This is a genomic window from Actinophytocola sediminis, assembly GCF_054779715.1.
The window spans coordinates 1-21,795 of the sequence record NZ_BAAGXS010000107.1 but is presented as its reverse complement, the minus strand read 5'-3'; the positions used below and the strand labels follow the sequence as shown (position 1 = coordinate 21,795).

Annotated in this window: 23 protein-coding genes; 3 read left to right on the top strand and 20 right to left on the bottom strand. The window is 72.2% G+C overall.

Annotation, left to right across the window (positions count from 1 at the left end; all coding sequences use genetic code 11):
* Window positions 1-8: 8 nt before the first annotated feature.
* Genes ACYVIP_RS43910 through guaB form a run of 3 tightly spaced genes read right to left on the bottom strand, consistent with a single transcriptional unit; the run spans window position 9 to window position 3,699 of the window.
* Window positions 9-1,043 carry a GNAT family N-acetyltransferase gene (locus ACYVIP_RS43910; RefSeq protein ID WP_460407083.1) on the bottom strand — a complete coding sequence of 345 codons (1,035 nt, stop codon included), beginning with the start codon at window positions 1,041-1,043 and terminating at the stop codon, window positions 9-11.
* Window positions 1,040-2,173, bottom strand: a complete 1,134-nt coding sequence (locus tag ACYVIP_RS43905; RefSeq protein ID WP_460407081.1) for a GuaB3 family IMP dehydrogenase-related protein — start codon at window positions 2,171-2,173, stop codon at window positions 1,040-1,042. The genes ACYVIP_RS43910 and ACYVIP_RS43905 overlap by 4 nt, the downstream gene beginning before the upstream one ends.
* Before the next feature lie 23 nt (window positions 2,174-2,196).
* Window positions 2,197-3,699: an IMP dehydrogenase gene (guaB, locus tag ACYVIP_RS43900; protein ID WP_460407080.1), complete on the bottom strand. Its 1,503-nt coding sequence runs from the start codon at window positions 3,697-3,699 to the stop codon at window positions 2,197-2,199.
* 89 nt (window positions 3,700-3,788) lie between these two features.
* Between guaB and ACYVIP_RS43895 the strand changes: the two genes are divergently transcribed.
* The gene (locus ACYVIP_RS43895; RefSeq protein WP_460407078.1) at window positions 3,789-4,202 is read left to right on the top strand and encodes a DUF5319 domain-containing protein; all 414 of its coding nucleotides are present in this window, start codon (window positions 3,789-3,791) and stop codon (window positions 4,200-4,202) included.
* Here the strand turns inward: ACYVIP_RS43895 and ACYVIP_RS43890 are convergent.
* The 6 genes from ACYVIP_RS43890 to ACYVIP_RS43865 all read right to left on the bottom strand — a co-directional run bounded on the left by ACYVIP_RS43890 (window position 4,199) and on the right by ACYVIP_RS43865 (window position 8,762).
* Window positions 4,199-4,363, bottom strand: a complete 165-nt coding sequence (locus ACYVIP_RS43890; RefSeq protein ID WP_460407076.1) for a hypothetical protein — start codon at window positions 4,361-4,363, stop codon at window positions 4,199-4,201. The genes ACYVIP_RS43895 and ACYVIP_RS43890 overlap by 4 nt on opposite strands.
* 11 nt (window positions 4,364-4,374) lie before the next feature.
* The gene (locus ACYVIP_RS43885; RefSeq protein WP_460407075.1) at window positions 4,375-5,292 is read right to left on the bottom strand and encodes an anti-sigma-D factor RsdA; all 918 of its coding nucleotides are present in this window, start codon (window positions 5,290-5,292) and stop codon (window positions 4,375-4,377) included.
* Window positions 5,293-5,865, bottom strand: a complete 573-nt coding sequence (locus ACYVIP_RS43880) for a sigma-70 family RNA polymerase sigma factor (protein WP_460407074.1) — start codon at window positions 5,863-5,865, stop codon at window positions 5,293-5,295.
* A gap of 302 nt (window positions 5,866-6,167) precedes the next feature.
* Entirely contained in the window at window positions 6,168-6,764 is a 597-nt protein-coding gene (locus tag ACYVIP_RS43875; RefSeq protein WP_075138006.1) for a response regulator transcription factor, read from the bottom strand.
* Between the two features lie 121 nt (window positions 6,765-6,885).
* A complete protein-coding gene (locus ACYVIP_RS43870) occupies window positions 6,886-7,746 on the bottom strand; it encodes a hypothetical protein (protein WP_460407072.1) in 861 nt (286 codons plus the stop codon).
* The gene (locus ACYVIP_RS43865; protein ID WP_460407071.1) at window positions 7,743-8,762 is read right to left on the bottom strand and encodes a MerR family transcriptional regulator; all 1,020 of its coding nucleotides are present in this window, start codon (window positions 8,760-8,762) and stop codon (window positions 7,743-7,745) included. Before ACYVIP_RS43865 ends, ACYVIP_RS43870 begins: the two co-directional genes overlap by 4 nt.
* 223 nt (window positions 8,763-8,985) lie before the next feature.
* Here ACYVIP_RS43865 and ACYVIP_RS43860 point away from each other — a divergent pair, with 223 nt between their 5' ends.
* Window positions 8,986-9,285 (top strand): WhiB family transcriptional regulator, encoded by a 300-nt coding sequence (locus ACYVIP_RS43860; protein ID WP_460407069.1) that lies wholly within the window; start codon window positions 8,986-8,988, stop codon window positions 9,283-9,285.
* Window positions 9,286-9,416: 131 nt separating this feature from the next.
* Here ACYVIP_RS43860 and groL read toward each other — a convergent pair whose 3' ends face one another.
* The 3 genes from groL to ACYVIP_RS43845 all read right to left on the bottom strand — a co-directional run bounded on the left by groL (window position 9,417) and on the right by ACYVIP_RS43845 (window position 12,763).
* Window positions 9,417-11,054 carry a chaperonin GroEL gene (gene groL, locus ACYVIP_RS43855; RefSeq protein WP_460407067.1) on the bottom strand — a complete coding sequence of 546 codons (1,638 nt, stop codon included), beginning with the start codon at window positions 11,052-11,054 and terminating at the stop codon, window positions 9,417-9,419.
* Between the two features lie 77 nt (window positions 11,055-11,131).
* The gene (groES, locus tag ACYVIP_RS43850) at window positions 11,132-11,425 is read right to left on the bottom strand and encodes a co-chaperone GroES (RefSeq protein WP_460407065.1); all 294 of its coding nucleotides are present in this window, start codon (window positions 11,423-11,425) and stop codon (window positions 11,132-11,134) included.
* 195 nt (window positions 11,426-11,620) lie between these two features.
* Complete coding sequence (locus ACYVIP_RS43845) at window positions 11,621-12,763, bottom strand: Fic family protein (protein WP_460407064.1); 1,143 nt, start codon at window positions 12,761-12,763, stop codon at window positions 11,621-11,623.
* A gap of 185 nt (window positions 12,764-12,948) precedes the next feature.
* On the opposite strand from ACYVIP_RS43845, the gene ACYVIP_RS43840 reads away from it, so the two are divergent.
* Window positions 12,949-14,862, top strand: coding sequence for an N-acetylmuramoyl-L-alanine amidase (locus ACYVIP_RS43840; RefSeq protein ID WP_460407062.1), 1,914 nt, complete (start codon window positions 12,949-12,951; stop codon window positions 14,860-14,862).
* A gap of 73 nt (window positions 14,863-14,935) precedes the next feature.
* Here the strand turns inward: ACYVIP_RS43840 and tsaD are convergent, their stop codons facing one another.
* The 8 genes from tsaD to ACYVIP_RS43800 form a co-directional block, all read right to left on the bottom strand.
* Complete coding sequence (tsaD, locus tag ACYVIP_RS43835) at window positions 14,936-15,979, bottom strand: tRNA (adenosine(37)-N6)-threonylcarbamoyltransferase complex transferase subunit TsaD (RefSeq protein WP_460407060.1); 1,044 nt, start codon at window positions 15,977-15,979, stop codon at window positions 14,936-14,938.
* Complete coding sequence (rimI, locus tag ACYVIP_RS43830) at window positions 15,976-16,449, bottom strand: ribosomal protein S18-alanine N-acetyltransferase (RefSeq protein ID WP_460407058.1); 474 nt, start codon at window positions 16,447-16,449, stop codon at window positions 15,976-15,978. Before rimI ends, tsaD begins: the two co-directional genes overlap by 4 nt.
* Entirely contained in the window at window positions 16,446-17,087 is a 642-nt protein-coding gene (gene tsaB / locus ACYVIP_RS43825) for a tRNA (adenosine(37)-N6)-threonylcarbamoyltransferase complex dimerization subunit type 1 TsaB (protein ID WP_460407056.1), read from the bottom strand. Before tsaB ends, rimI begins: the two co-directional genes overlap by 4 nt.
* Window positions 17,088-17,121: 34 nt before the next feature.
* A complete protein-coding gene (locus tag ACYVIP_RS43820) occupies window positions 17,122-17,820 on the bottom strand; it encodes an HAD family hydrolase (RefSeq protein ID WP_460407055.1) in 699 nt (232 codons plus the stop codon).
* Window positions 17,808-18,287 (bottom strand): tRNA (adenosine(37)-N6)-threonylcarbamoyltransferase complex ATPase subunit type 1 TsaE, encoded by a 480-nt coding sequence (gene tsaE / locus ACYVIP_RS43815; RefSeq protein ID WP_460407053.1) that lies wholly within the window; start codon window positions 18,285-18,287, stop codon window positions 17,808-17,810. Before tsaE ends, ACYVIP_RS43820 begins: the two co-directional genes overlap by 13 nt.
* Window positions 18,284-19,345, bottom strand: coding sequence for an alpha/beta fold hydrolase (locus tag ACYVIP_RS43810; RefSeq protein WP_460407051.1), 1,062 nt, complete (start codon window positions 19,343-19,345; stop codon window positions 18,284-18,286). The genes tsaE and ACYVIP_RS43810 overlap by 4 nt, the downstream gene beginning before the upstream one ends.
* Window positions 19,342-20,457 (bottom strand): alanine racemase, encoded by a 1,116-nt coding sequence (alr, locus tag ACYVIP_RS43805; RefSeq protein ID WP_460407050.1) that lies wholly within the window; start codon window positions 20,455-20,457, stop codon window positions 19,342-19,344. The genes ACYVIP_RS43810 and alr overlap by 4 nt, the downstream gene beginning before the upstream one ends.
* A 34-nt stretch (window positions 20,458-20,491) precedes the next feature.
* On the bottom strand, window positions 20,492-21,795 hold a 1,304-nt coding region (locus ACYVIP_RS43800; RefSeq protein WP_460407048.1), incomplete at its 5' end, for an NAD(P)H-hydrate dehydratase.

Below are 21,795 nucleotides of genomic sequence, written 5' to 3'. Positions count from 1 at the left end.
CGCGTTATCTACTGGTCAGTACGTAACTTCCCGAAATGCACCAGATCCCGCCGGAGCCCGCCGCGCAGCTGGGCCCCGCGCAGCACGCCCTCCCTGGTGAACCCGGCCTTGGCCAGCGCCTTCTGCTCGGCGATGTTGTCCACGTCGGTGCTGGCCTCGACCCGGTCGACCTCGGTCGTGGCGAACAGGTGCTCGGCGAGCAGCCGCTGGGCCGTCGAGCCGACCCCGCGGCCGCGATCCCCCGGCAGCAGGGCGATGCCGATGTTCCAGGCCGAGCAGCCGAGCGTGCCGCCGTAGTCGACCGCGTGCCAGCTGACCCCGCCGAGCAGCACGCGGGTCCTGGCGTCCAGCACGCTGAGCAGCGTGCTGCGCGGTGGCCCGATGACCTGCGGCCGGTCGTCCCGGTCGACCTCGAAGTCGCCGACGGCGTCGGCGTAGAACGCCTCGCGTTCGCCGGCCGCCGGCACCGCGAGGGCCACCCCGTCCCGCGAGGTGAGCACCGCGCGCGGGCCGCCAGGTGGGGGCGGTGGGGTCACGTCGGCGCGCAGCAGGCTGAACAGGACCATGTCCTGGCGCTGGCCGGCGCGCAGCTGGGCGCCGCGCATGATGCCCTCGGCGCGGAAGCCGCCCCTGGTCAGCACCCGTTGCGCCGGCACGTTCGTCACGTCGGTACTCGCCTCGACCCGGTCCAGGTCGGTGACGGTGAACAGGTACTCGGCGAGCAGCCGCAGCGCCCGCGCGCCGACACCGCGACCGCGGGCGGCCGGCAGCAGGCCCATGCCGATGTTCCACGCGCCGCACGCCCTGGTCCGGCCGTGCCCGACCGCGTGCCAGTTCACCTGCCCGACCAGCTCACCGTCGGTCAGGTCGACGACCGCCAGCCGGTGCACCTCGACGTTGTGCTCCCGGGGCCGGTCGTCATCGTCGACATCGAAGGCGCCGTCGTCCTTGGCGTCCAGCCACTCCCGGTCCCCGTCGAGCACCTCGGTCAGCGCGACGGCCTCCCCAGAAGCGACAACTTCCCGCCTGCTGGTGGTGCTCATGCGCGGACCGTGAGACCGACCTTCTGGAACTCCTTCACGTCGGAGTACCCGGTCTTGGCCATGGACCGGCGCAGCGCGCCGAACAGGTTGATCAGCCCGTCGGCGTCGGAGGACGGGCCGAACAGCAGCGTGCGCAGGTCGACCAGCTCGTCCTGGGCGGCGACCGGCGCGACCTTGCTGCGCGGCAGCGACGGGTGCGCGGCGGCCGCGGTCCAGTACAGGCCGTTGCCCGGCGCCTCGCTCGCGAACGCCAGCGGCGCGCCGAGCATCACCGCGTCCGCGCCGCAGGCGATCGACTTCGCGATGTCGCCGGAGACGTGCACGCCGCCGTCGGCGATCACGTGCACGTAGCGGCCGCCGGTCTCGTCGAGGTAGTCGCGGCGGGCGGCGGCCGCGTCGACGATCGCGGTGGCCATCGGCACGCCGATGCCGAGCACGTGCTCGGTGGTGGTGACCTCGCCGGAGCCGTAGCCGACGATCACCCCCGCCGCGCCGGTGCGCATCAGGTGCATGGCGGTGCGGTAGTCGTGCACCCCGCCGGCGATCACCGGCACGTCCAGGTCGGCGATGAAACTCTTGAGGTTCAACGGCTCGCCGCCGCGCGCCACGTGCTCGGCGGAGACGATCGTGCCCTGCACGACCAGGATCTCCACCCCGGCGGCGAGCAGCTCCGGGGTGAGCTCGGCGGCGCGCTGCGGGCTGACCCGCGCGGCCGCGGTGACCCCGGACGCGGTGACCTTCTTGATCGCCTCGGCGATCAGCTCGGTGCGGATCGGCGCCGCGTGCAGCTCCTGCAGGACCCTGGTCAGCGCGGTCAGGTCGGTGTCGTCGACCGCCGCCTGAACCCTGGCCAGCGCGTCCTCCACGTTCGCGTGCCGCGCCCACAGGCCCTCGGCGTTGAGCACGCCGAGCCCACCGAGCCCGCCGATCTCCACCGCGGTCGCCGGCGAGACCACCGCGTCGGTCGGGTGGGTGATCAGCGGGATGTCGAACCGGTAGGCGTCGATCTGCCACCCGGTCGACACGTCCTTGGACGAGCGGGTGCGCCGGGACGGCACGATCTCCACGTCCGCCAGCCCGAAGGCGCGCCGGGCCGTCCGGCCCATGCCGATCTCGACAAGATCCCGCACTGTCTGTACCTCCGGCACGCGCGTCAGCGCGTGGTGTAGTTGGGCGCCTCGACGGTCATGGTCACGTCGTGCGGGTGGCTCTCCTTGAGCCCCGCCGCGGTGATCCGGACCAGCTGCGCGTTCTGCAGGTCGGTGATCGTGGCCGAGCCGGTGTAGCCCATGCCGGAACGCAGGCCGCCGACGAGCTGGTGCACCACCTGCGACAGTGGCCCCCGGAACGGAATCCGGCCCTCGACGCCCTCTGGCACCAGCTTGTCCTCGCTGAGCACGTCGTCCTGGAAGTAGCGGTCCTTGGAGTAGGACCGCGCCTCGCCCCGTGACTGCATGGCCGCCAGCGAGCCCATGCCCCGGTAGGTCTTGAACTGCTTGCCGTTGACCAGGATCACGTCGCCCGGCGCCTCGGCGGTGCCCGCGAGCAGGCTGCCGAGCATGACCGCGGACGCGCCGGCCGCGATGGCCTTGGCGATGTCCCCGGAGTACTGGATGCCGCCGTCGCCGATGACCGGCACGCCGGCCGGGCGGCACGCGAGATCGGCCTGGTAGATCGCGGTGATCTGCGGCACGCCGACCCCGGCCACCACCCGGGTGGTGCAGATGGACCCCGGGCCGACCCCGACCTTCACCCCGTCGGCACCCGCCTCGACCATCGCCTGCGCGCCCGCCCGGGTGGCGACGTTGCCGCCGACGACGTCGACCACGTCGCCGAGCTCCTTCTTCAGGCCGGAGACCATCTCGAGCACGGCGCGGGAGTGGCCGTGGGCGGTGTCCACCATGAGCACGTCGACGCCCGCGTCCACCAGGGTCATCGCGCGCTTGTGCGCGTCCTCGCCGACGCCGACCGCCGCGCCGCAGATCAGCCTGCCGTCCGGGTCCTTGGTGGCGTTGGGGAACTGCTCGGTCTTGACGAAGTCCTTGACGGTGATCAGCCCGCGCAGCTTGCCGGCGCCGTCGATGATCGGCAGCTTCTCGACCTTGTGCCGGCGCAGCAGGCCGAGCGCCGCGTCGGCCGACACCCCGACCTGCGCGGTGACCAGCGGGCCGGTGGTCATCACCTCGCTGACCGGCTTGGTGTGGTCGACCTCGAAACGCATGTCGCGGTTGGTGATGATGCCGACGAGCGTGCCCTCGGCGTCGGTGACCGGGACCCCGGAGATCCGGTAGCGCGCGCACAGGGCGTCGACCTCGGCCAGGGTGGCGGTCGGCAGGCAGGTGATCGGGTCGGTGACCATGCCGGCCTCGGAGCGCTTGACCGTCTCGGCCTGGCGGGCGTGCTCCTCGATGGACAGGTTGCGTTGCAGGATCCCGATGCCGCCCTGGCGCGCCATCGCGATGGCCATCCTGGCCTCGGTGACCGTGTCCATGGCCGCGGACACCAGCGGGACGCCCAACGTGACATTGCGGGTGAGCCGCGTACTGGTGTCGACCGCGCTCGGCAGGACGTCGGACTGCGACGGCTGGAGCAGCACGTCGTCAAAGGTCAGTCCGAGCATGGCGAACTTGGCCGGGATCCCCTCAGCGGTGGTCATCGTGGCCCTTCTTCGTGCGGATTTCCGCAGGCGGCGGCGCGTTGACCCATGGTATCTGGACCGTAGGGCCGCTCCGCCCGGTACCGTGCGTGGTCGTGAGGGACGACGCACTACCGCCTGACCCGTTCGCCGGCGACCCGAACGATCCCGCGCGGGCACTGGACGACGACGCCTCCCCGGCGGAGGAGGAGCCCGTCTCCGCGCAGGAGCGGGCCGAGCTGTTGGCCGATCTCCGGGATCTGGCCGTGTACCAGGCGCTGCTCGAGCAACGGGAGGTCCGGGGCGTGGTGGTCGACTGCGCCGAATGCCAGGAGCCGCACTACCACGACTGGGCGCTGCTGCGGGCCTCGCTCGAGCAGCTGCTCGACGACGGCCGGATGCGCCCGCACGAGCCGGCGTTCGACCCCAACCCGGCGGCCTACGTGTCGTGGGAGTACTGCCGGGGGTTCACCGACGGCGTGACCGCCACCGCCAAGCCGGCGTTCACCAAGCAGAACAACTAGGCGCCCTCGGTGACCGGGTCGTAGACGTGCCAGCCGTCGTCGCCCGAGCAGCGGCGCGCGGTCAGCCGGCCGAGCGACTCCTCGACCAGCGCCAGCGCCGCCTCCTCGACCAGCAGGGCCCGGCCGGCGCACTCGGCGCACCTCGGCGCCTGGCTGTACACGTGACCAGGGGTCATTCTTCCGGTGCCAGGTCGGGGTTGAGGTTGGGCTCGAGGTTGACCGTGTTCTCCCCGGCCGGCTCCCCACCGGTCTGCTGAGTCGTCTCGCTGCGCGAGGTCTCGGTCGGCGTGGTGGTGGTGTCCGACGGCGGCGTGGTGGTCGTCGGCGGCTGCGGCTGGGTGGTGTCGGTCGGCGGGGTGGACGGCGACGTCGGGTCGACGCCCGGGCCGGGATCGGTGCCGCTGCCGGTGCCTGAGCCGGGATCGGGGGCCGTGGTCGGGTTGGGCACCGGCGGATGGGACGCCTCGCCGGAGGGGTTGCCCGGCAGTTGGGCGACCAGCGACGCGTGCTGTTTCTCCAGGTCCTTCTGGCCGTCCTCGGTGGACACCGTCGGCAGCACGGCGTGCGCGTCCTCGAGCTTGGACTTCGCCTCGGCCACCCGGCCCTCGGTCAGCGCGGTCTGGGCCTCACGCAGATCGGCGCGCACTGCCTCGGCGGCCTCGACCGAGCGGGTGTGGTCGGAGTAGAGCACCTTGGCCAGCGCCCACAGGGTGTCGCCCGGCTGGGCGTCCCTGGCGGCCAGGCCGACGCCGGCGAAGGCGATGGCCAGCACGGCGGCCGCCGCGGCCAACGGGACCAGCAGCCTCGGTCTGCGCTTGCGGCGCATCCTGGCGGCGTGCACGGTCACCGTGGCCAGCTTCTGGTCGACGATCTCGCCGATGGGCTCGGTCTCGACGTCGCGGCGCCAGGACAGCAGCAGTTCGCTCAGCTGGTCGCCAGCGGGCCCGTCCTGGTCGTCCAGGTTCATGCCGGCGAGCAGGTCGAGGTACTCGTCGTCGGCATGGACCATCGAAAGATCGAAATCGAGGTCCGCGGCGGCGCCGAAAGGACGGCCCTCGTCCGGCGTGCCGGGATCGTCGCGATCGCTCATTCAGACCACCTCCTCCGCGGACAACGTCTTACGCAGCCGGGTGAGCGCGCGGTGCTGCGCCACCCGGACCGCTCCCGGCGTCGAGCCGACCGCTTCCGCGGTCTCCTCCGCCGAGAGGCCGACCACGACCCGCAGCAGGACGATGTCCCGCTGCTTGTCCGGCAGCACGTCGAGCAGGTTCTTCATTCGTCGGCTCAGGTCCTGTTGCATGGCGCGCTGTTCGGGCCCGGCGTCGGTCTCCGGTTCATCTGGAACGTCGGCCACCGGCTCGGATCGGTTACGTCCGGCGGCCCGATGGGCGTCCGCGACCTTGTGCGCCGCGATGCCATACACGAAGGCCAGGAAGGGTCGCCCCTGGTCGCGGTAGCTGGGCAGGGCCGTTAGCACCGCGAGACACACCTCCTGTGCGACGTCGTCTGCCGAAGCGAACGAACGCTCCTGCCTCCCTACACGCGCACGGCAGTACCGCACGACTAGGGGCCGGATGGACGCGAGCACCCGGTCGATGGCACGTGGGTCACCGTCGACGGCAGCCCCAACAGAAGCGTCCAGTCCGTCCCCCAATGTGGTCATCGCAGCGAGCAGCCTCAGTGTTACGTGCAGGTACAGTCAGTCGAACGTCACACCCGTTGGGGTATATCCCGTCCCGCCAGCCGGGTCTCACCACCGTACCGCGCACGGCAAAGAGGTCCGATCCGCGCGGGAAGCCGCGCGGCGCCTGCCCGTGGGCGCGCCGCGCTCAGTTGTCGTGCTCCTGCCGGCGGGCGTTACCGGCGCGGGCGGATGACCTGCGAACTTGCCCTGAACGCGCTGAACGACGCCTGCCCCGCATGGCGTGCGGGTGGCGTCGTCCGATTCGCCAAGTGTGAATCTGTTTAGGAAACGAGACCGCGTCGGAAGCCGTGTGCCACGGCCTGCGCGCGGTCACGGACACCGAGCTTGCGGAACAGCCGGCGGGCGTGCGTCTTCACCGTGTCCTCCGACAGGTAGAGCTCGCGGCCGATCTGGCCGTTGCTCTTGCCCATCGCCATGCCGCGGAGCACCTGGAGCTCGCGGTCGGTGAGCTGGACACCGGGATCGGACGGCTGGCGCGGGGCTGGCACCGAGGTGCTCGCCAGCGTGTGCGCGAGCGCGGCCACCAGTTCGGGACGCGAGGCGTCCCAGCGCAGGTAGCCCCGAGCGCCACCGGCGATGGCGGCGGCGATGCTGCCGGCGTCGTCGGGAGCACCGAACACGATCACGTTGGCTTGCGGGTTCGCCGATACCAGGCGTCTGGTCGCCTCGACCCCGGTCGGCACCGCACGCTGGGTGCCAACGAGGACGACGTCGACCGGGGCCCGGGAGAATCTGGCGAGCAGCTCGTCACCGTGTGCTACGCAGTCGATGCGACTAACCCCTGGAACCGCGGACATGACACGGGTCAAGCCTTCCCGCACGCCGCGGCGGTCGTCGCAAATCAAGACCGTCGTCACGGGGACTCCTTCCTGCAGCCGAGTGACGTACTCCTCCCTATCGGACGCTTCGGGGCGAACCTTGACACGATCTGATGGTAATTCTTCCGACCAGTTCGCCCAGATGTCCGTACCCACCCCGTCACCCGGTTGGGCCAGCGAGCTTGGGCACCCAGGGAGAGCGCCCGGCAAGCCGGCGGCCGACCGGATCGGCCCGACGTAACACGCTGTGTAAGGCTAGCGCGGCACACCGACAGAATTGGTCCGCTTGGGTGGGTGCCAACTCCGCAAGAATCATCGCTGCCGGCCACTGAAGTGTGACCAAACCCAGGTCGGTGGCGTCGTCGAAGGCGGCGGAGACGATCGTGCCGGCCCGCGCCCGCCGCCCGTCCGCCGCCAGCGCGGCCCCCATGACCAGCGCGGACTTGACCCGATGGCGGGCAGAGCCGGACTCCTCGGCGTGTCGCGCCGCTGACTCGGCGTGTCGCGCCGCCGCCGCCGGCCGGCCCGCGCTCAGCTCGATCTCGGCCGACACCCAGCCCGTACGCACCACCGCCCGCCAGCCGGCACCCGCCGGGACCTCGGCGACCAGCCGCCGGGCCTCGTCGAGCCGACCGAGGCCGACCGCGTCCGCGGCGAGCCCGACGAGCAGGTCGGCGACCGCCTCGGCAACTGCCGGTGGGCTTTCCGCCGGTCGACCGGCCAGGTACTGCCCCGAACGGCTCAGCCCGGCCAACCCGGCGGCGTCGTGGCGCCGGGCGTCGGCGTGGCCGCCGAGCTGGCGGCGATGGGAGGCCAGGGTGGCGGCGGCGAACGCGGCCAATAAAGGGTCGGGGCCGAGGACGAGCTCGTCGAGCAGACAGGCGGCCCTGGCGTACCAGCCCTGGGCGCCCAGGACGACGGCCGCGAGCCAGCGTTGCCTGGCGTCGGCCGGGGTCGCGAGGACGATGTGGTCGGGGCGGGTCCCGAACGCCGCGTCGGCCAGGTCGACTGAGGAGGTCACCCGGCGACGCTAACGAGCGCCTCGATCCGGCGCACCGCGCCACTCAGCTCCTCGAGCCGCTCCACCCGGCCGGGCAGCTCCTCGGTGAACCAGCCGGGTCCGCAGGCCAGCAGCCGGACCCGCTGCCTGGTGCGCGGCACCCGGCCGAACACCTCCGGTCCACCGCGGCGGGGCCGCTGTGCCCAGACCGCGACCGCGCAGGGCCCGGTGCGGCGCACGGCCGCGGCCAGCGCGGTGGCCGGCAGGTCGGCGCCGAGCATCTGGGTGCCGATGCCGGCCTGGGCCAGTGCCGCGCGCAGGACGTAGACGCCAAGGCCGGGGCGCTCGTCGGGGGCCCCGCACAGCAGGACCGGGCGTGGGTTGCGCGGCGCGGTCACCAGCGGCGTCGCACCGACCATGGCGGCCAGCACGCACTCGTCGACCATGCGCTCGACCTCGTTGCCCGCACCGGCGTGCGCGCCTCGGCCGGCGATCGCGGCGAGCGCGGGGGCGAGCACCCCGTCCCAGCCGGCGACCACGCCGAGATCGTGCACGCTGTCCACGATCAGCCGCTGGGCCGCGACGGCGTCCATCGCCATGGCGGCGCGGCTGATCCCGTGCATCGAGGCCGACCGGGTGTGCGTGTCGCGCGCCAGTGCCGGCTCGCGCGTGGCGATGAGCCGGACCCTCGGCTCGCCCGGCTCGGGGTGGACCCGGTCGGAGCGCATGGCGTAGCCGGCGGCCTCGGCCGGGGTGGCGCCGCGCAGCAGGGCCTGCTGCATCAGTTCGAGCCGGGCGACGTCGGTCGGGGCGTAGCGGCGGTGCCGGCCGGTGGTGTGCTCTCGCGGGCCGATGCCGTAGCGGCGGTCCCAGGTACGCAGCGTGGCGGGGGCGATGCCCAGCCGGCGCGCGACGGCGGCCACCGCGAGGGTCGGCTCCGCCGTGCCCGGTCCGGCGGACTCACCGGCGGGCTGCCCGTCGCCTGCCGGTCCGAGCAGCGTGATCCCGCCATGCGCGGGGTAACGATGATCGCCCACGGACGCCTCCTCACGTCGCCACCCTCCCATCGTCGGGTGATCCAGAGCGTCCGGCAAGAGGATCAACGAACACGCTGCGTCGACCTGTTTCACCGATCGGTTGAAATGCCTGGCCAAAGAGTCGATCACCCTTGAACAAGCATTGGCGCGGTTCTAGCGTTGGTTCCGCTGCACCGAATGGAGTAGTCGATACGTCCATATTCCGGCGAGGGAGGCGGTCACCATGGCAGACACTCGGAGGCTCCCCGGGCCCAACGCAGACGTCTGGGACTGGCAGCTCGAGGGTTCCTGCCGCGGCATGGACAGTGCGTTCTTCTTTCATCCCGACGGTGAACGAGGCCCGGCGAGGGCCCGCCGCGAGGCCCGAGCGAAGGCGATCTGTCAGTCGTGCCCGGTGCTGACGTTGTGCCGAAAGCACGCGCTGGCCGTCCACGAGCCGTACGGCATCTGGGGTGGCCTGTCCGAGGGTGAGCGGGAGGCCATCATCAAGCTGGAGAAGCGCACGCTCGCGGTCGCGACCTGACCCGAAGCCCACCGAACGCCGCGGCCGGACGCCAGGGCCGCGGCGTTCGTCGTCGCCAGACCCCTAATACATAACGAAACGCCGCGCCCGGCGGACCGGGCGCGGCGTGCTCGTCTCTGTGGAACGTCGGGTCAGAAACCCGGGCCGTGACCGTGACCATGGCCGTGGCCCTGGCCGCCGGCGTCCGGCTCCTCTTCCTTCTTCTCCACGACCGCCGCCTCGGTGGTGAGCACCATCCGCGCGATGGACGCCGCGTTGGTGACCGCCGAGCGGGTGACCTTGACCGGGTCGATGACGCCGTCGGCGATCAGGTCGCCGTAGGTCAGCTTCGCCGCGTTGAAGCCGTGGCCCCAAGGCTGGTCAACGACCTTGGACACGACGACTGGACCTTCGACGCCCGCGTTGTTCGCGATCCAGATCAGCGGCGCCTTCAGCGCCTCCTTGACCAGCCGGACACCCGTTGCCTGGTCGCCGGACAGCGACGCGGCCAGCTCCTCCAGCTCGGCGCCGACGTGGACCAGGGCGGAGCCGCCACCGGGGATGACGCCCTCCTCGACCGCGGCCCTGGTCGCCGCCACCGCGTCCTCGATGCGGTGCTTGCGCTCGGACAGCTCGGTCTCGGTCGCCGCGCCGACCCGGATCACCGCGACGCCGCCGGCCAACTTGGCCAGGCGCTCGGAGAGCTTCTCCCGGTCCCAGTCGGAGTCGGTCGCCTCGATCTCCTTGCGGATCTGCTCGACACGGGCATCCACGTCGGCCTTGACGCCGCCGCCCTCGATGATCGTGGTCTCGTCCTTGGTGACCACGATGCGCCGGGCGGTGCCCAGCACGTCCAGGTCGACCTCGGACAGCTTGATGCCGACCTCGGCGGAGACCACGGTCGCGCCGGTGACGACCGCGAGGTCGTCCAGGAACGCCTTGCGCCGGTCGCCGAAGTAGGGCGCCTTGACCGCGACCGCGCGGATCGTCTTGCGCACCGAGTTCACGACCAGGGTGGACAGTGCCTCACCGTCGATGTCCTCGGCGAGGATCAGCACCGGCTTGCCGGCCTGGGCGATCTTCTCGAGGATCGGCAGCAGGTCGTTGAGCGAGGAGATCTTCTCCCGCTGCAGCAGGACGTAGGTGTCCTCCAGCACGGCCTCCTGCGCCTCGGCGTCGGTGGCGAAGTGGGCGGAGATGTAGCCCTTGTCGAACTGCACGCCCTCGGTGATGACGAGCTCGGTGGCCATCGTGGAGGACTCCTCCACGGTGATCACGCCGTCCTCGCCGACCTTCTCGATGGCCTCGCCGAGCAGCGCGCCGATCGAGGCGTCCCGGGAGGCGACCGTGCCGACCTGGGCGATGTTGTCCCGGCCCTTGACCGGGGTGGCCTTGCTCTTGAGCGCGTCCACGACCGCGTCGGCGGCCAGCTGGATGCCAGCGCCGAGTGCGGCGGGGTTGGCGCCGGCGGCGACGTTGCGGATACCGACCCGGACCATCGCCTGGGCGAGGACGGTGGCCGTGGTGGTGCCGTCACCGGCGATGTCGTTGGTCTTGGTGGCGACGTTCTTGGCGAACTGCGCGCCGAGGTTCTCGAACGGGTCGTCCAGCTCGATCTCGCGAGCGATGGTGACACCGTCGTTGGTGACCGTCGGGCCGCCGAACTTCTTGGCGAGCACGACGTGTCGGCCGCGCGGGCCGAGCGACACCTTCACGGCGTCGGCGAGCTTGTTCACCCCGCGCTCGAGCGCCCGACGAGCGTCCTCGTCGAAGCTGATCTGCTTGGGCATGTCCTACCTTTCTCAGACGCACCACGCCCCGGCAGCCCCACAGGGCCACCGGGGCGTGCGGTTGACTTCGCCAGGCGTCAGTTGATGACGGCCAGCACGTCGCGGGCGGAGAGGATCAGGTACTCCTCGCCGTTGTACTTCACCTCGGTGCCGCCGTACTTGGAGTAGATGACGACATCACCGACGGCCACGTCCACCGGGACGCGGTTGCCGTTGTCGTCGATCCGGCCCAGCCCGACGGCAATGACCTTGCCCTCCTGGGGCTTCTCCTTGGCAGTGTCCGGGATGACGAGGCCCGAGGCCGTCGTGGCCTCGGCTTCACTCGCCTGGACGACGATCTTGTCCTCGAGCGGCTTGATGTTCACGCTCACCGCTGTGACCTCCACGGGTCGACTCGATTGCGTTGGCAGTTACCTATTGCTGCGGCTCCTGCCACCCCGCCGTCGCGGGTGTCGGGGCGGTGTCGGCCGTTCGCTGGCACTCTACCCACGCGACTGCTAAACGTGCAACGAGGGTGGCGGTGTGGCCGGGCGGGATGTTCGGCAGCGGTGACGCACCGTGCCCGGCTAGACCGCGAACGGGTCGGAATCGTCCTCGGGAGACCGACTGCGAATGACGCGCTGCCGAATGTCGGCCAACGCGGAGCGAGCCACATAGTGCCGACCCCGGCGCTCGCCGCGCGCGGCGATCAGCTCGGCCTGAACGAGTTTGTGCAGATCTCGGCTTGCCGTGGCCTCGGTGATCTCCTCCGGCCCGTCCGCGAAATAGGCGCGATAGGTGGCGTTGCGGACCCGGAGGCCGATCATGGCGTCGAACAGGGCCATTACACTGCGTTCCGACAACTTGAGTTCTCGGACCAGATTCTCCAGCTCCAGCCACATTCGCTCGCTCTCCCGGACGCGGCGCAGCATTGTGCGCGCCTGCCGCAGATGTGCCAGCAGAGTGAAGCGAATCCAGGGACGCGCGTCGCGTCCCGGCTGCCACAGGCCGCCGCCGACCTCACCAAGAACGTCGTAGTAGTCCTGGGTGTTCCGCCCGAGGTACTCCTCGATGCTCATGAAGACGGGACTGAGCACGCCGCCCCTGGCGAGCACCAGACTTTGCAGGCAGCGGGCCATTCGCCCGTTACCGTCCCGGAACGGATGGATCATGACGAGGTTCAGGTGGGCCATGGCGCCGCGCACGATGTCCGGCTCGGAGGTTTCCCCGTTGAGCGCCGCGGTCAGCTCTTTCATCAGCGCCGATACCTGATCCAGGTCCACGCCCTCGTGCACGATTTCACCGGTCTCGTCGTTGCGCACGTAGATACTTCCGGCACGCCACCGGCCCGGCCGATTCTTCAGCGAATAGTTGGTCATCATGTAGTGCATGCTCTTGATGAGTTGGGTGCTGTACTCGAACTCGTCGTCCTCGGCGAGCTGGAGCACATAGGTCATCGCATCTCGGTAGCCCTTGAGCGCGAGCCGGGTTTCGTCACTCACCTCGAGCGGTTCCTCGCCCGCGGCCACGTCGACGGCATCGTCCAGCCCGGCCTCGTAGCCTTCGATGCTGTTCGAACCCTGGATCGCGCGCGCGAGCGAGACCCGCCGCAGCGCGCTGAGCCGACGACACGGCTCAGCCAGCTGCCGGCTCAGGCTCGTCCGGAGAGCCTCGATGCCGCCCAGAACATCAAGCTCGATGTCCTGGAGTTCGGGCGTGACGAACAACATGGTGCCAGCTCGGATACCAACACGCACTGTGCGCGCTACGATCCGCCCTCCTGTCGGATAGGTCTGACCAGGCCTGAGATTCAGTCACCAACTAACCCGTTTGGACGTAAAGCGTTGACGGGCAGGGTGGTGGCTACGAGAGTGATCCTGTCCGAAAACCAGCCCTTGCCAGGGGAGGCCCGCCCATGCGCCGGTCGTCTGCGATTCTCGTTGCCGTCGCCACCGCGTCGCTCGCTGTCGGTGCGGTCGACGCCGCTGCCGAACCCCAGGGGCGGCAGGCCGCCTACACCGCGGCCTCGGCCGAGTTCGGGGTGCCGGAGAGCGTGCTGCTCGGCGTGTCCTACCTGGAGTCCCGGTGGAACGTCAACGGCGGCACTCCCAGCACCAGCGCGGGTTACGGACCCATGCACCTGACCGACATCACCGCCGCCAACGCCGGCGGCAGCCATCACGACGAGGGCACAGAGGACCCGCGCGGAGACACCGCCCGCCCGGCGCTGCGGCCACAGGCCGGCACGCCGGACCTCTCCTCCCCGACGCTGCGGACCATCGAGCTGGCCGCCGACCTGACCGGCGTCGACCAGGAGACCCTGCGCACCGACGTCGCCGAGAACATCCGGGGCGGGGCCGCGTTGCTGGCCCATCACCAGCGTGCGCTCGGGGTCGACAGCGACAACGCCGCCGACTGGTACGGCGCGGTCGCCCGGTACGCCGGCGCGACCGACACCACCACGGCCGCCACGTTCGCCGACGAGGTGTTCGCCACGATCGCGCAGGGGGCCGACCGGGTCACCGACGACGGCCACCGGGTCCGGCTCGCCCCGGCCGACATCGCGCCGAACACCGCACAGTTGCGTGGGCTCGGGCTGCGGGCGACCGACACCGCGCAGGCCGAGTGTCCGCGCGGGCTTGGCTGCGAGTGGCTGCCGGCGCCCTACGAACAGACCGGCGATGGCGCGGGCGACTACGGCAACCACGACAAGGCCGACCGGCCGACGTCGCAGAAGATCGACTACATCGTCATCCACGACACCGAGGGCTACTGGGACACCACGCTGGACCTGGTCCAGGACCCGACGTACGTGAGCTGGCAGTACACCCTGCGCTCGGCGGACGGGCACATCGCCCAGCACGTCAAGGCCAAGGACGTCGCCTGGCAGGCCGGCAACTGGTACATCAACTCGAAGTCGATCGGCCTTGAGCACGAGGGCTTCGCCGCGCAGGGCACCTGGTACACCGAGTCGATGTACCGCAGCTCGGCCAAGCTGGTGCGCTACCTCGCGGCCAAGCACCGGATCCCGCTCGACCGCGCGCACATCATCGGCCACGACAACGTGCCGGGCACGATCCCGTCGACCGTCGGCGGCATGCACTGGGACCCGGGCCCGTACTGGGACTGGTCGCACTACTTCGACCTGCTCGGCGCGCCGCTGCGCGGAGTCGGCAACCCGCGCGCCGGACTGGTGACGATCAAGCCGGACTTCGACACGAACCAGCCGGCGTTCACCGGCTGTGACCAGGCCGGGGTGCCGTGCCCGGCTCGGGGCTCGACGTCGGTCATCCTGCACACCGAGCCGCGCGCCGACGCGCCACTGCTGACCGACATCGGCCTGCACCCGGACGGCTCGCCGGGCACGATGCACATCTCCGACCACTCGAGCCGGGTGGAGACCGGGCAGCGGTACGCGCTGGCCGAGCATCGCGGCGACTGGACGGCGATCTGGTACCTGGGCCAGCAGGGCTGGTTCCACAACCCGCGCAGCGCGCCGACGGCCGTGTGGTCGGCCGGTCTGGTGGCCACGCCCAAGCCGGGGAAGGACTCGATTCCGGTGTACGGGCGGGCCTACCCGGAGGCGGCGGCCTATCCGGCGGACGTGCCGGTGCAGACCGTGGTGCCGCTGCAGTACACGTTGCCGGCCGGGCAGAAGTACGCGGTCGGGCTGGTCACCGGGTCGGAGTACTACTACGCGGTCACCTACGACGAGGCGAGTCACACGGTCGTGCGTGGACAGCTGAAGTACGTGCAGATCCAGTTCGGGCACCGGATCGCGTTCGTCAACGCGGCGGACGTGGACCTACGCCCCTCAGTACGCCGGTAACGGCGCCACCCAATGCCCTGAATGAGGCTTTCAGGACGTTGAACGTCCCGAAAGAGGCATTCAGGGCATTGGGCTAGACCGAGACGGTGGTTACCGGGAGGGCTGGGTTGGCGGAGAGGTCGAGGGCTGAGGGGTGGACTTCGGCCGCGACCAGGTGGGCGCCCAGTGCGGCGATCATCGCGCCGTTGTCGGTGCACAGGCGGGGTTTGGGGACGCGCAGGGTGATGCCCGCGGCGGCGCAGCGTTGGGCGGCCAGGGCGGACAGGCGCGAGTTGGCCGCCACGCCGCCGGACAGGACCATGGTGTCGATGTCCAGCTCCTCGGCGGCGCGCACGGCCTTCATGGTCAGCACGTCGGCCACCGCCTCCTGGAAGGAGGCGGCCACGTCGGCCACCGGCACGGGGAGGCCGTCGCGTTCGCGGTTCTCCACCCAGCGGGCCACCGCGGTCTTCAGGCCGGAGAAGGAGAAGTCGAAGCGGGCGTCGCGGGGGCCGGTCAGCCCGCGCGGGAACCGGATCGCCTCCGGGTCGCCCCGGCCGGCGGCCTTGTCGATGGGCGGCCCGCCGGGGTAGGGCAGGCCGAGGATGCGCGCCACCTTGTCGTAGGCCTCGCCGGCCGCGTCGTCGATGGTCGAGCCGATCTCGGTGATCTTGGTGGCCAGGTCGTCCACCCGTAGCAGCTGGGTGTGCCCGCCGGAGACCAGCAGTGCCAGGCACGGCGCCGGCAGCGCGCCGTGCTGCAGGGTGTCCGCGGCGACGTGGCCCGGCAGGTGGTTCACCCCGTAGAGCGGCACCCGCAACGCCGCCGCGTACGCCTTCGCCGCCGCCACGCCGACCAGCAGCGCGCCCGCCAGACCAGGCCCGCAGGTCACCGCGATCGCGTCGATGTCGGACAGCTCGATCTCGGCCTTGGCCACGGCGCGGCGCATCGTGGGCACCATCGCCTCCAGGTGCGCGCGGCTGGCGACCTCGGGCACCACCCCGCCGAACCGGGCGTGCTGGTCGACGCTGGAGGCGACCTCGTCGGCCAGCAGCTCGATCCGGCCGTCGGGGTGCAGCCTGGCGACCCCGACCCCGGTCTCGTCGCACGAGCTCTCGATGCCAAGAACGAGACTCACTGTGCCTCCTCGACGACCCGTGCCGGGCGGGCCATGGTGAACGCGTCGGCGCCCGACGGCTGGTAGTACTTGCGCCGCACGCCGATCGTGGTGAAGCCGTGCGACCGGTACAGCCCGATGGCCGCGGCGTTGTCGGTGCGCACCTCGAGGTACACCGGTGCGCGGAACTCGTCGGCCACCGCCAGCAGCGCGCCGAGCAGCGCCCGGCCGATCCCCCGGCCCTGCCACTCCGGGTCGACGCCGATCGTGTGCACGCTGGCCTCCGCGTCGCGCCGGGTGCCGACCACGGCCAGGCCGGCATAGCCGACCAGCAGGTCGTCGATCCAGGCGCCGACGTAGTGGTTGCCGTGGTCCAGCTCGCCCCGCAGGGTCGACTCGGTCCACGGGTCGTCGGCGGCGAACAGCCCGCGCTCCAGCTCGGCGACTCTCGCCAGGTCCTCGTACTCGAGTGGGGCGAGCCGAGCGGTCACGGCGCGGTCACCCGCTTGCGGGTCCCGGGCACGGTGGCGTCCGGCCGGCGAAGGTACATCGGGATCAGCGGCCTGGCCGGCCGGTCCAGCTGGGCGAGCGCGGCGGTGACCAGGCCGACCGGGGTCGGGTACTCGACGCCGGTGTGCGGCATCGGGAACACGTCGGCGTAGAGCGTCGTGCCGGCCCGCCGGAACGCCTCGCCGGCCACGTCGGCCGGGCGGTCGACGGCCGGGCCGGTGACCCGGGCGCCGTCCTCGTAGGTTGCCCAGTACACCTCCCGGCGGCGGGCGTCGGTGGTCACCAGCAGCGGGCCCTCGGTGCCCGCGGCGATCCCGTCGAGCGTGCAGACCGGGTGCACCGGGACGTCGAGCGCGTGCCCGAGCGCGGCCGCGGTGGCCATGCCGGCCCGCAGGCCGGTGAACGGGCCGGGGCCGATGCCGCAGACGATCGCGTCGAGGTCCGGTAAGGCGTGGCCGGCGTCGTCCAGGGCGCCGAGGATGTGCGGGGTGAGCAGTTCGCCGTGTGCCCTGGCGTCCACGGTGACCAGCTCGGCCAGCAACGCCGGCGACCGGTCGGTGAGCGCCACGACCCCGGCGGTGACCGCGGGCGTCGCGGTGTCGACAACAAGAACCAGCACGACACTCAAGCCTAGTCGGCGTCGCCGCGGCCGCTCAGCGCCACCGGTCCAGCACCGCCGGCAGCTCGGCGAGCCGGTCGAGCACCGCGTCCGGCTCGACGTCCACCGGCACCTGCTGGTCGGCCGGGATCTTGCTGTGCGGCACCAGGACCGCGCGCATGCCGACCCCCTTCGCGCCGCTGATGTCGTCGTAGAGCCGGTCGCCGACGTAGACGCAGTCGGCGGGGTCGTCCACGCCGACCGCGGCCATCGCGGCCTGGAAGGCCGCCGGGTGCGGCTTGGTGTACTCCAGGTCGCTGCTCCACACGGTGGCGTGGAACAGGTCGAGCACCCCGTCGCGGCGCAGCACCTCCTCGTGCCACGCGGCCGGCCACGGCGTCGAGGAGAGCACCCCGACCCGCAGGCCCTGGTCACGCAGGGTGGTGAGCAGCGGGGCGACCTCGGGGTCGGTGAACGTGGCGTGCTCCCAGTGGGCGCGGTAGGCGGTGTACCCGTCGACGTGCTCGGTGACCCGCGCGGCGGCGAGCACCTGGGCGACGGTGAACGCCCGGTGCTCGTCCCTGACCAGCCGCCAGGCGATCTCCTCGGCCGCGACGATGGCGGCGCCGACCCGGGTGGCCTGCTCGACGTCGCCGGGATGCAGGGCGTCGGCGTAGCTGCGCCAGGCCGCCCGGTGGTCGATGGTGCGCCAGGGGGTGAGCGTGCCACCCCAGTCGAAGATCACCGCACGCATGACTGCCAGCCTACGTTCTCGAGCCGGCCGGTCCAGGTGCCGTGCGGCTCCAGGGTCGCCACCCGGACGTCGTCGTCGCGCCGGTCCAGGGTGATCAGCAGGTGGTCGGCCGACAGCCGTTCGCCGACGCCCGCGCCCCACTCGATCACCACGGCCGCCTCGACCAGCGAGGTGTCCAGGTCGAGGTCGTCCAGCTCGTCGAGCCCGCCGAGGCGGTAGGCGTCCACGTGCACCAGTGGGATCCCCCGGCCCTCGGGTGCGGGGCGGTGCTCGCGGGCGATGATGAACGTCGGTGAGCTGACCCGCCCCAGCACGCCGAGCCCCTCGGCGATGCCCTTGGCCAGCACGGTCTTCCCGGCGCCGAGGCGGCCGGCGAGCAGGACCAGGTCGCCCGGTTCGAGCAGCTCGCCGAGCTGGCGGCCGAACTCGATGGTGTGCCGCGCGGTCGGCAGCTCGACGGTGGTCATCGGTGCCGCCAGGGGGCGCAGCGCTGGGCGAGCAGCATCAGGTGGTCGGTGACCAGCTGGGCCTGCTCGAACATCACCATGTGGCCGGCGCCGGGGACCCGCACCAGGTCGGCGTCCGGCAGCTCGGCGGCGATCCGTTCGGCGTGTGAGAACGCGGTCATCCGGTCGGTGTCCCCGCTGAGCACCAGCACGTGGGTGTGCCGCAGGCCGGCGAGCGCGGCGTAGCGGTTGTGCGTGCCGAGGGTGTCGATGAAGTCGGCGAGCACCCGGACCGGGGTGGCGTCGAGCAGTTCGAGCAGGAAGTCCACCAGCTCCGGGGGCACGTCCCGGGAGCCGAACGCCAGCGAGCGCACCGCCCGCCTGGTCAGCCGCCCGCTCGCCCCTCTGGCCAGCTCGACCAGGCCGGGCTGCCAGTCGGTGAGCCGGCCGAGGTTGCGGGTCAGCGGGTTGTAGCGGGACAGCAGCGGGCGCGGCAGGCCGCTCTTGCCGACCTCGCCCGCGGAAGTGCCGATCAGCGCGACCCCGCACACCCGGTCGGCGAACAGCTCGGGGCGCTGCTCGGCCAACGCCATGATCGTCATGCCGCCCATCGAGTGGCCGACCAGGACGGTCGGGCCGTCGGGGACCAGCGTGTCCAGCACCTCGCCGAGGTCGCGGCCGAGCCGGTCGATCGTGCTCGACTCCTCGGTGGTGCGCGCGGACCGGCCGTGGCTGCGGTGGTCGTAGAACACCTGGCGCACCCTGGGCTCGGTCAGCCGGGCGAGCGCGCGCCGCTGGAAGTGCCACGAGCGGTGGGACAGCGCGAACCCGTGCACGAAGACCATGGTCAGCGTCGGCGCGCCGCCGTCGGCCGGGCCGGTCTCCTCGACCGCGAGCTCGATGCCGTCGTCGGTGACCACGGTCGTGGTGCGATCGGCGGGCTGCGTGCCGAGCGGGTCGGCTGGCGGCGTGTCCTGGTCGGTGCGGCGGCGGGAGACGCCGACGGCGATCGCGGTGCCGGCCGCGGCCAGCCCGATCGCGGTGCCGACGATCGCGCCGACCTTGCGGGACACCGTCACCTGGCGCCCCGGTAGCTGCGCACGACCCTCGGGCGGTACATGCCGGTGACGATCTCGTAGTCGATGGTGCCGATGGTGTTCGCCCATTCGGGGACGGTCGGCTCCCCGGCCGCGCCGTCGCCGAAGAGCACGACCTCCTCGCCCACCGGCACCAGGTCGTCCCCGCAGTCGACGACGATCTGGTCCATGCACACCCGCCCGACGACCGGCCGGCGCCTGCCGGCCAGCCACACGTCCATCCGGCCGGACAGCAGCCTCGGCACGCCGTCGGCATAGCCGGCCGGCACCAGCGCGAGGGTGGTGTCCGCCGGCGCGGTCCAGGTCTGTCCATAGGAGACGGACTCGCCGGCGGCGATCCGCTTGGTCAGCGCGACCGAGGACCGGAAGGACATCACCGGGTGGAGATCTTCCCGTTGCGGCAGGGGGTTCAGCCCGTACATGGCGATCCCGACGCGGACCAGGTCGAAGTGCAGGTCCGGCCGGTCGAGGGTGGCCGCCGAGTTGGCCAGATGGCGCAGCGGCGTGCCACCGACGATGGCGCAGGCCTGCCGGAACCGGTCCGCCTGCAGGTCGACCGACGGATGGCCCGGCTCGTCGGCGCAGGCCAGGTGCGACCAGACGCCGACCACCTCGACCTCGGGCGCGGCGGCGGCCGCGGCCACCAGCGCGGGCCATTCCGTTGCCGGACAACCGTTCCTGGACAGCCCGGTGTCGATCTTGAGGTGCACCCTGGCGGTGCGGCCGGCGGCGACCGCGCCCTCGACGATCGCGCCGAGCTCGCGGGTGCTGGAGGCGGACAGGTCGATCCCGGCGGCGACGCCGGGCGCGAAGTCGGTGTCGATGGTGTCCAGCCAGCTCAGCACCGGTGCCTCGATGCCGGCCGCACGCAGCGCGAGCGCCTCGGCCAGCGAGCAGCCGCCAAGCCAGGTGGCGCCCGCCTCGAGCGCGGCGCGGGCGACCGGCAACGCACCGTGTCCGTAGCCGTCGGCCTTGACCACGGCCATGGTGGCGGCCCCGGAGGCGGCGGCCCGGCCGGCGAGCAGCGAGACGTTGTGCCGGAGCGCGTCCAGGTCGACCACGACCTCGGCTCGCGGCAGTTTTCGATCAGCCATAACGCGGTTCATGGTCGCACACGGTCAACACGCCTCAGGTGCGACCGGCGGCGGCCAGGGCGTCGCGGATCGCGTCCCTGATCGAGGCCAGCACCGCCGAGGCCGAGATCGGCGCCCCGCGCGCGGCCAGCTCACCGGCGCGCACGTGGACCCAGCTCGCGGCGGCGACGGCCAGCAGCGGGTCGCCGCCGGCGGCCAGGCCCGCGCCGATCAACCCGGTCAGCACGTCACCGGAGCCAGCGGTGGCCAGCCAGGCCGACCCAGCCGGGTTCACCAGCGTGGCGCCGGTCGGCCCGGCGATCACCGTGGTGTTGCCCTTGAGCAGCACGATCGCGTTCAGCCGGGCGGCCAGTGCGCGGGTGGCGGCCACCCGGTCGCGGCCGAGCTCGATGCCAAGCGGTTCGGCGATGCGGGCGAACTCCCGGTCGTGCGGGGTGAGCACCACGACCTGGTCGGGTTCGCGGTGGTCCCACAGCCGGGGGTCGCCGGCCAGCAGCGTGATGCCGTCGGCGTCCACGCAGGTGGCCACGCCGTCGTCGAGGACGGCGGCCAGCACGTCGCGCCCGGCCTTGCCGGTGCCAAGACCAGGGCCGACGGCCCAGGCCTGCACCCGGCCGGTGTCCTCGACCGAGCCGGTGGCGATCGCCTCGGGCCACCGGGAGCGCACCTCGTCGGCGGCCCAGCCGGCGTAGCGGACCATCCCGGACGTTGCGTACACCGCCGAGCCGCTGGCCAGCACGGCCGCGCCGGGATAGGTCGCCGAGCCGGCCGCGATGCCGGTCACGCCCTGGGTGTACTTGTCGTCGGCCGGTCCGGGCAGCCGCCACACCCGGCCGACGTCGGCCGGCTCGAGCACCCGCAGGTCCGGCGCCGGCAGGTCGAGGCCGAGGTCGACGACCTGGACCTGGCCGCAGTGGGGCGCGGCCAGCACGTGCACCGGCTTGCGGGCGCCGAAGGCCACGGTCACGTCGGCCCGCACGGCCGCCCGCTCGACGTGGCCGGTGTCCGGGTCGACCCCGCTCGGCAGGTCGACGGCGAGCACCGGCGCCCGGACGTCGGCCACCCAGCCCGCCGCGGCCGGCCGCAGCCCGCCCCTGGCGGACAGCCCGACGATGCCGTCGACCACCAGGTCGGCGACCGCGACCAGCTCGTGGTCGCCGGCGGACTCCTCGACCACCCGGCCACCCGCGCGGCGCAACGCGGCCAGGCCGGCCGGATGGGCCCGGTCCGGCGCGAACAGCACAGCGGTGACCGCGACCCCGCGGCGACGGAGGAAGTGCCCGGCCCACAGCGCGTCGCCGCCCTTGTCGCCGGAGCCGACGAGCAGCACGACCGCGC

What these genes read in the sequence shown, in the direction of transcription:
- ACYVIP_RS43820 (WP_460407055.1), bottom strand. Translation starts at nt 17,820, where the DNA reads ATGCGTGCGGTGATCTTCGACTGGGGTGGCACGCTCACCCCCTGGCGC.
- ACYVIP_RS43880 (WP_460407074.1), bottom strand. Translation starts at nt 5,865, where the DNA reads ATGACCACATTGGGGGACGGACTGGACGCTTCTGTTGGGGCTGCCGTC.
- ACYVIP_RS43885 (WP_460407075.1), bottom strand. Translation starts at nt 5,292, where the DNA reads ATGAGCGATCGCGACGATCCCGGCACGCCGGACGAGGGCCGTCCTTTC.
- ACYVIP_RS43910 (WP_460407083.1), bottom strand. Translation starts at nt 1,043, where the DNA reads ATGAGCACCACCAGCAGGCGGGAAGTTGTCGCTTCTGGGGAGGCCGTC.
- tsaE (WP_460407053.1), bottom strand. Translation starts at nt 18,287, where the DNA reads ATGACCACCGTCGAGCTGCCGACCGCGCGGCACACCATCGAGTTCGGC.
- alr (WP_460407050.1), bottom strand. Translation starts at nt 20,457, where the DNA reads ATGGCTGATCGAAAACTGCCGCGAGCCGAGGTCGTGGTCGACCTGGAC.
- ACYVIP_RS43845 (WP_460407064.1), bottom strand. Translation starts at nt 12,763, where the DNA reads ATGTTGTTCGTCACGCCCGAACTCCAGGACATCGAGCTTGATGTTCTG.
- ACYVIP_RS43860 (WP_460407069.1), top strand. Translation starts at nt 8,986, where the DNA reads ATGGCAGACACTCGGAGGCTCCCCGGGCCCAACGCAGACGTCTGGGAC.
- guaB (WP_460407080.1), bottom strand. Translation starts at nt 3,699, where the DNA reads ATGACCACCGCTGAGGGGATCCCGGCCAAGTTCGCCATGCTCGGACTG.
- groL (WP_460407067.1), bottom strand. Translation starts at nt 11,054, where the DNA reads ATGCCCAAGCAGATCAGCTTCGACGAGGACGCTCGTCGGGCGCTCGAG.
- ACYVIP_RS43840 (WP_460407062.1), top strand. Translation starts at nt 12,949, where the DNA reads ATGCGCCGGTCGTCTGCGATTCTCGTTGCCGTCGCCACCGCGTCGCTC.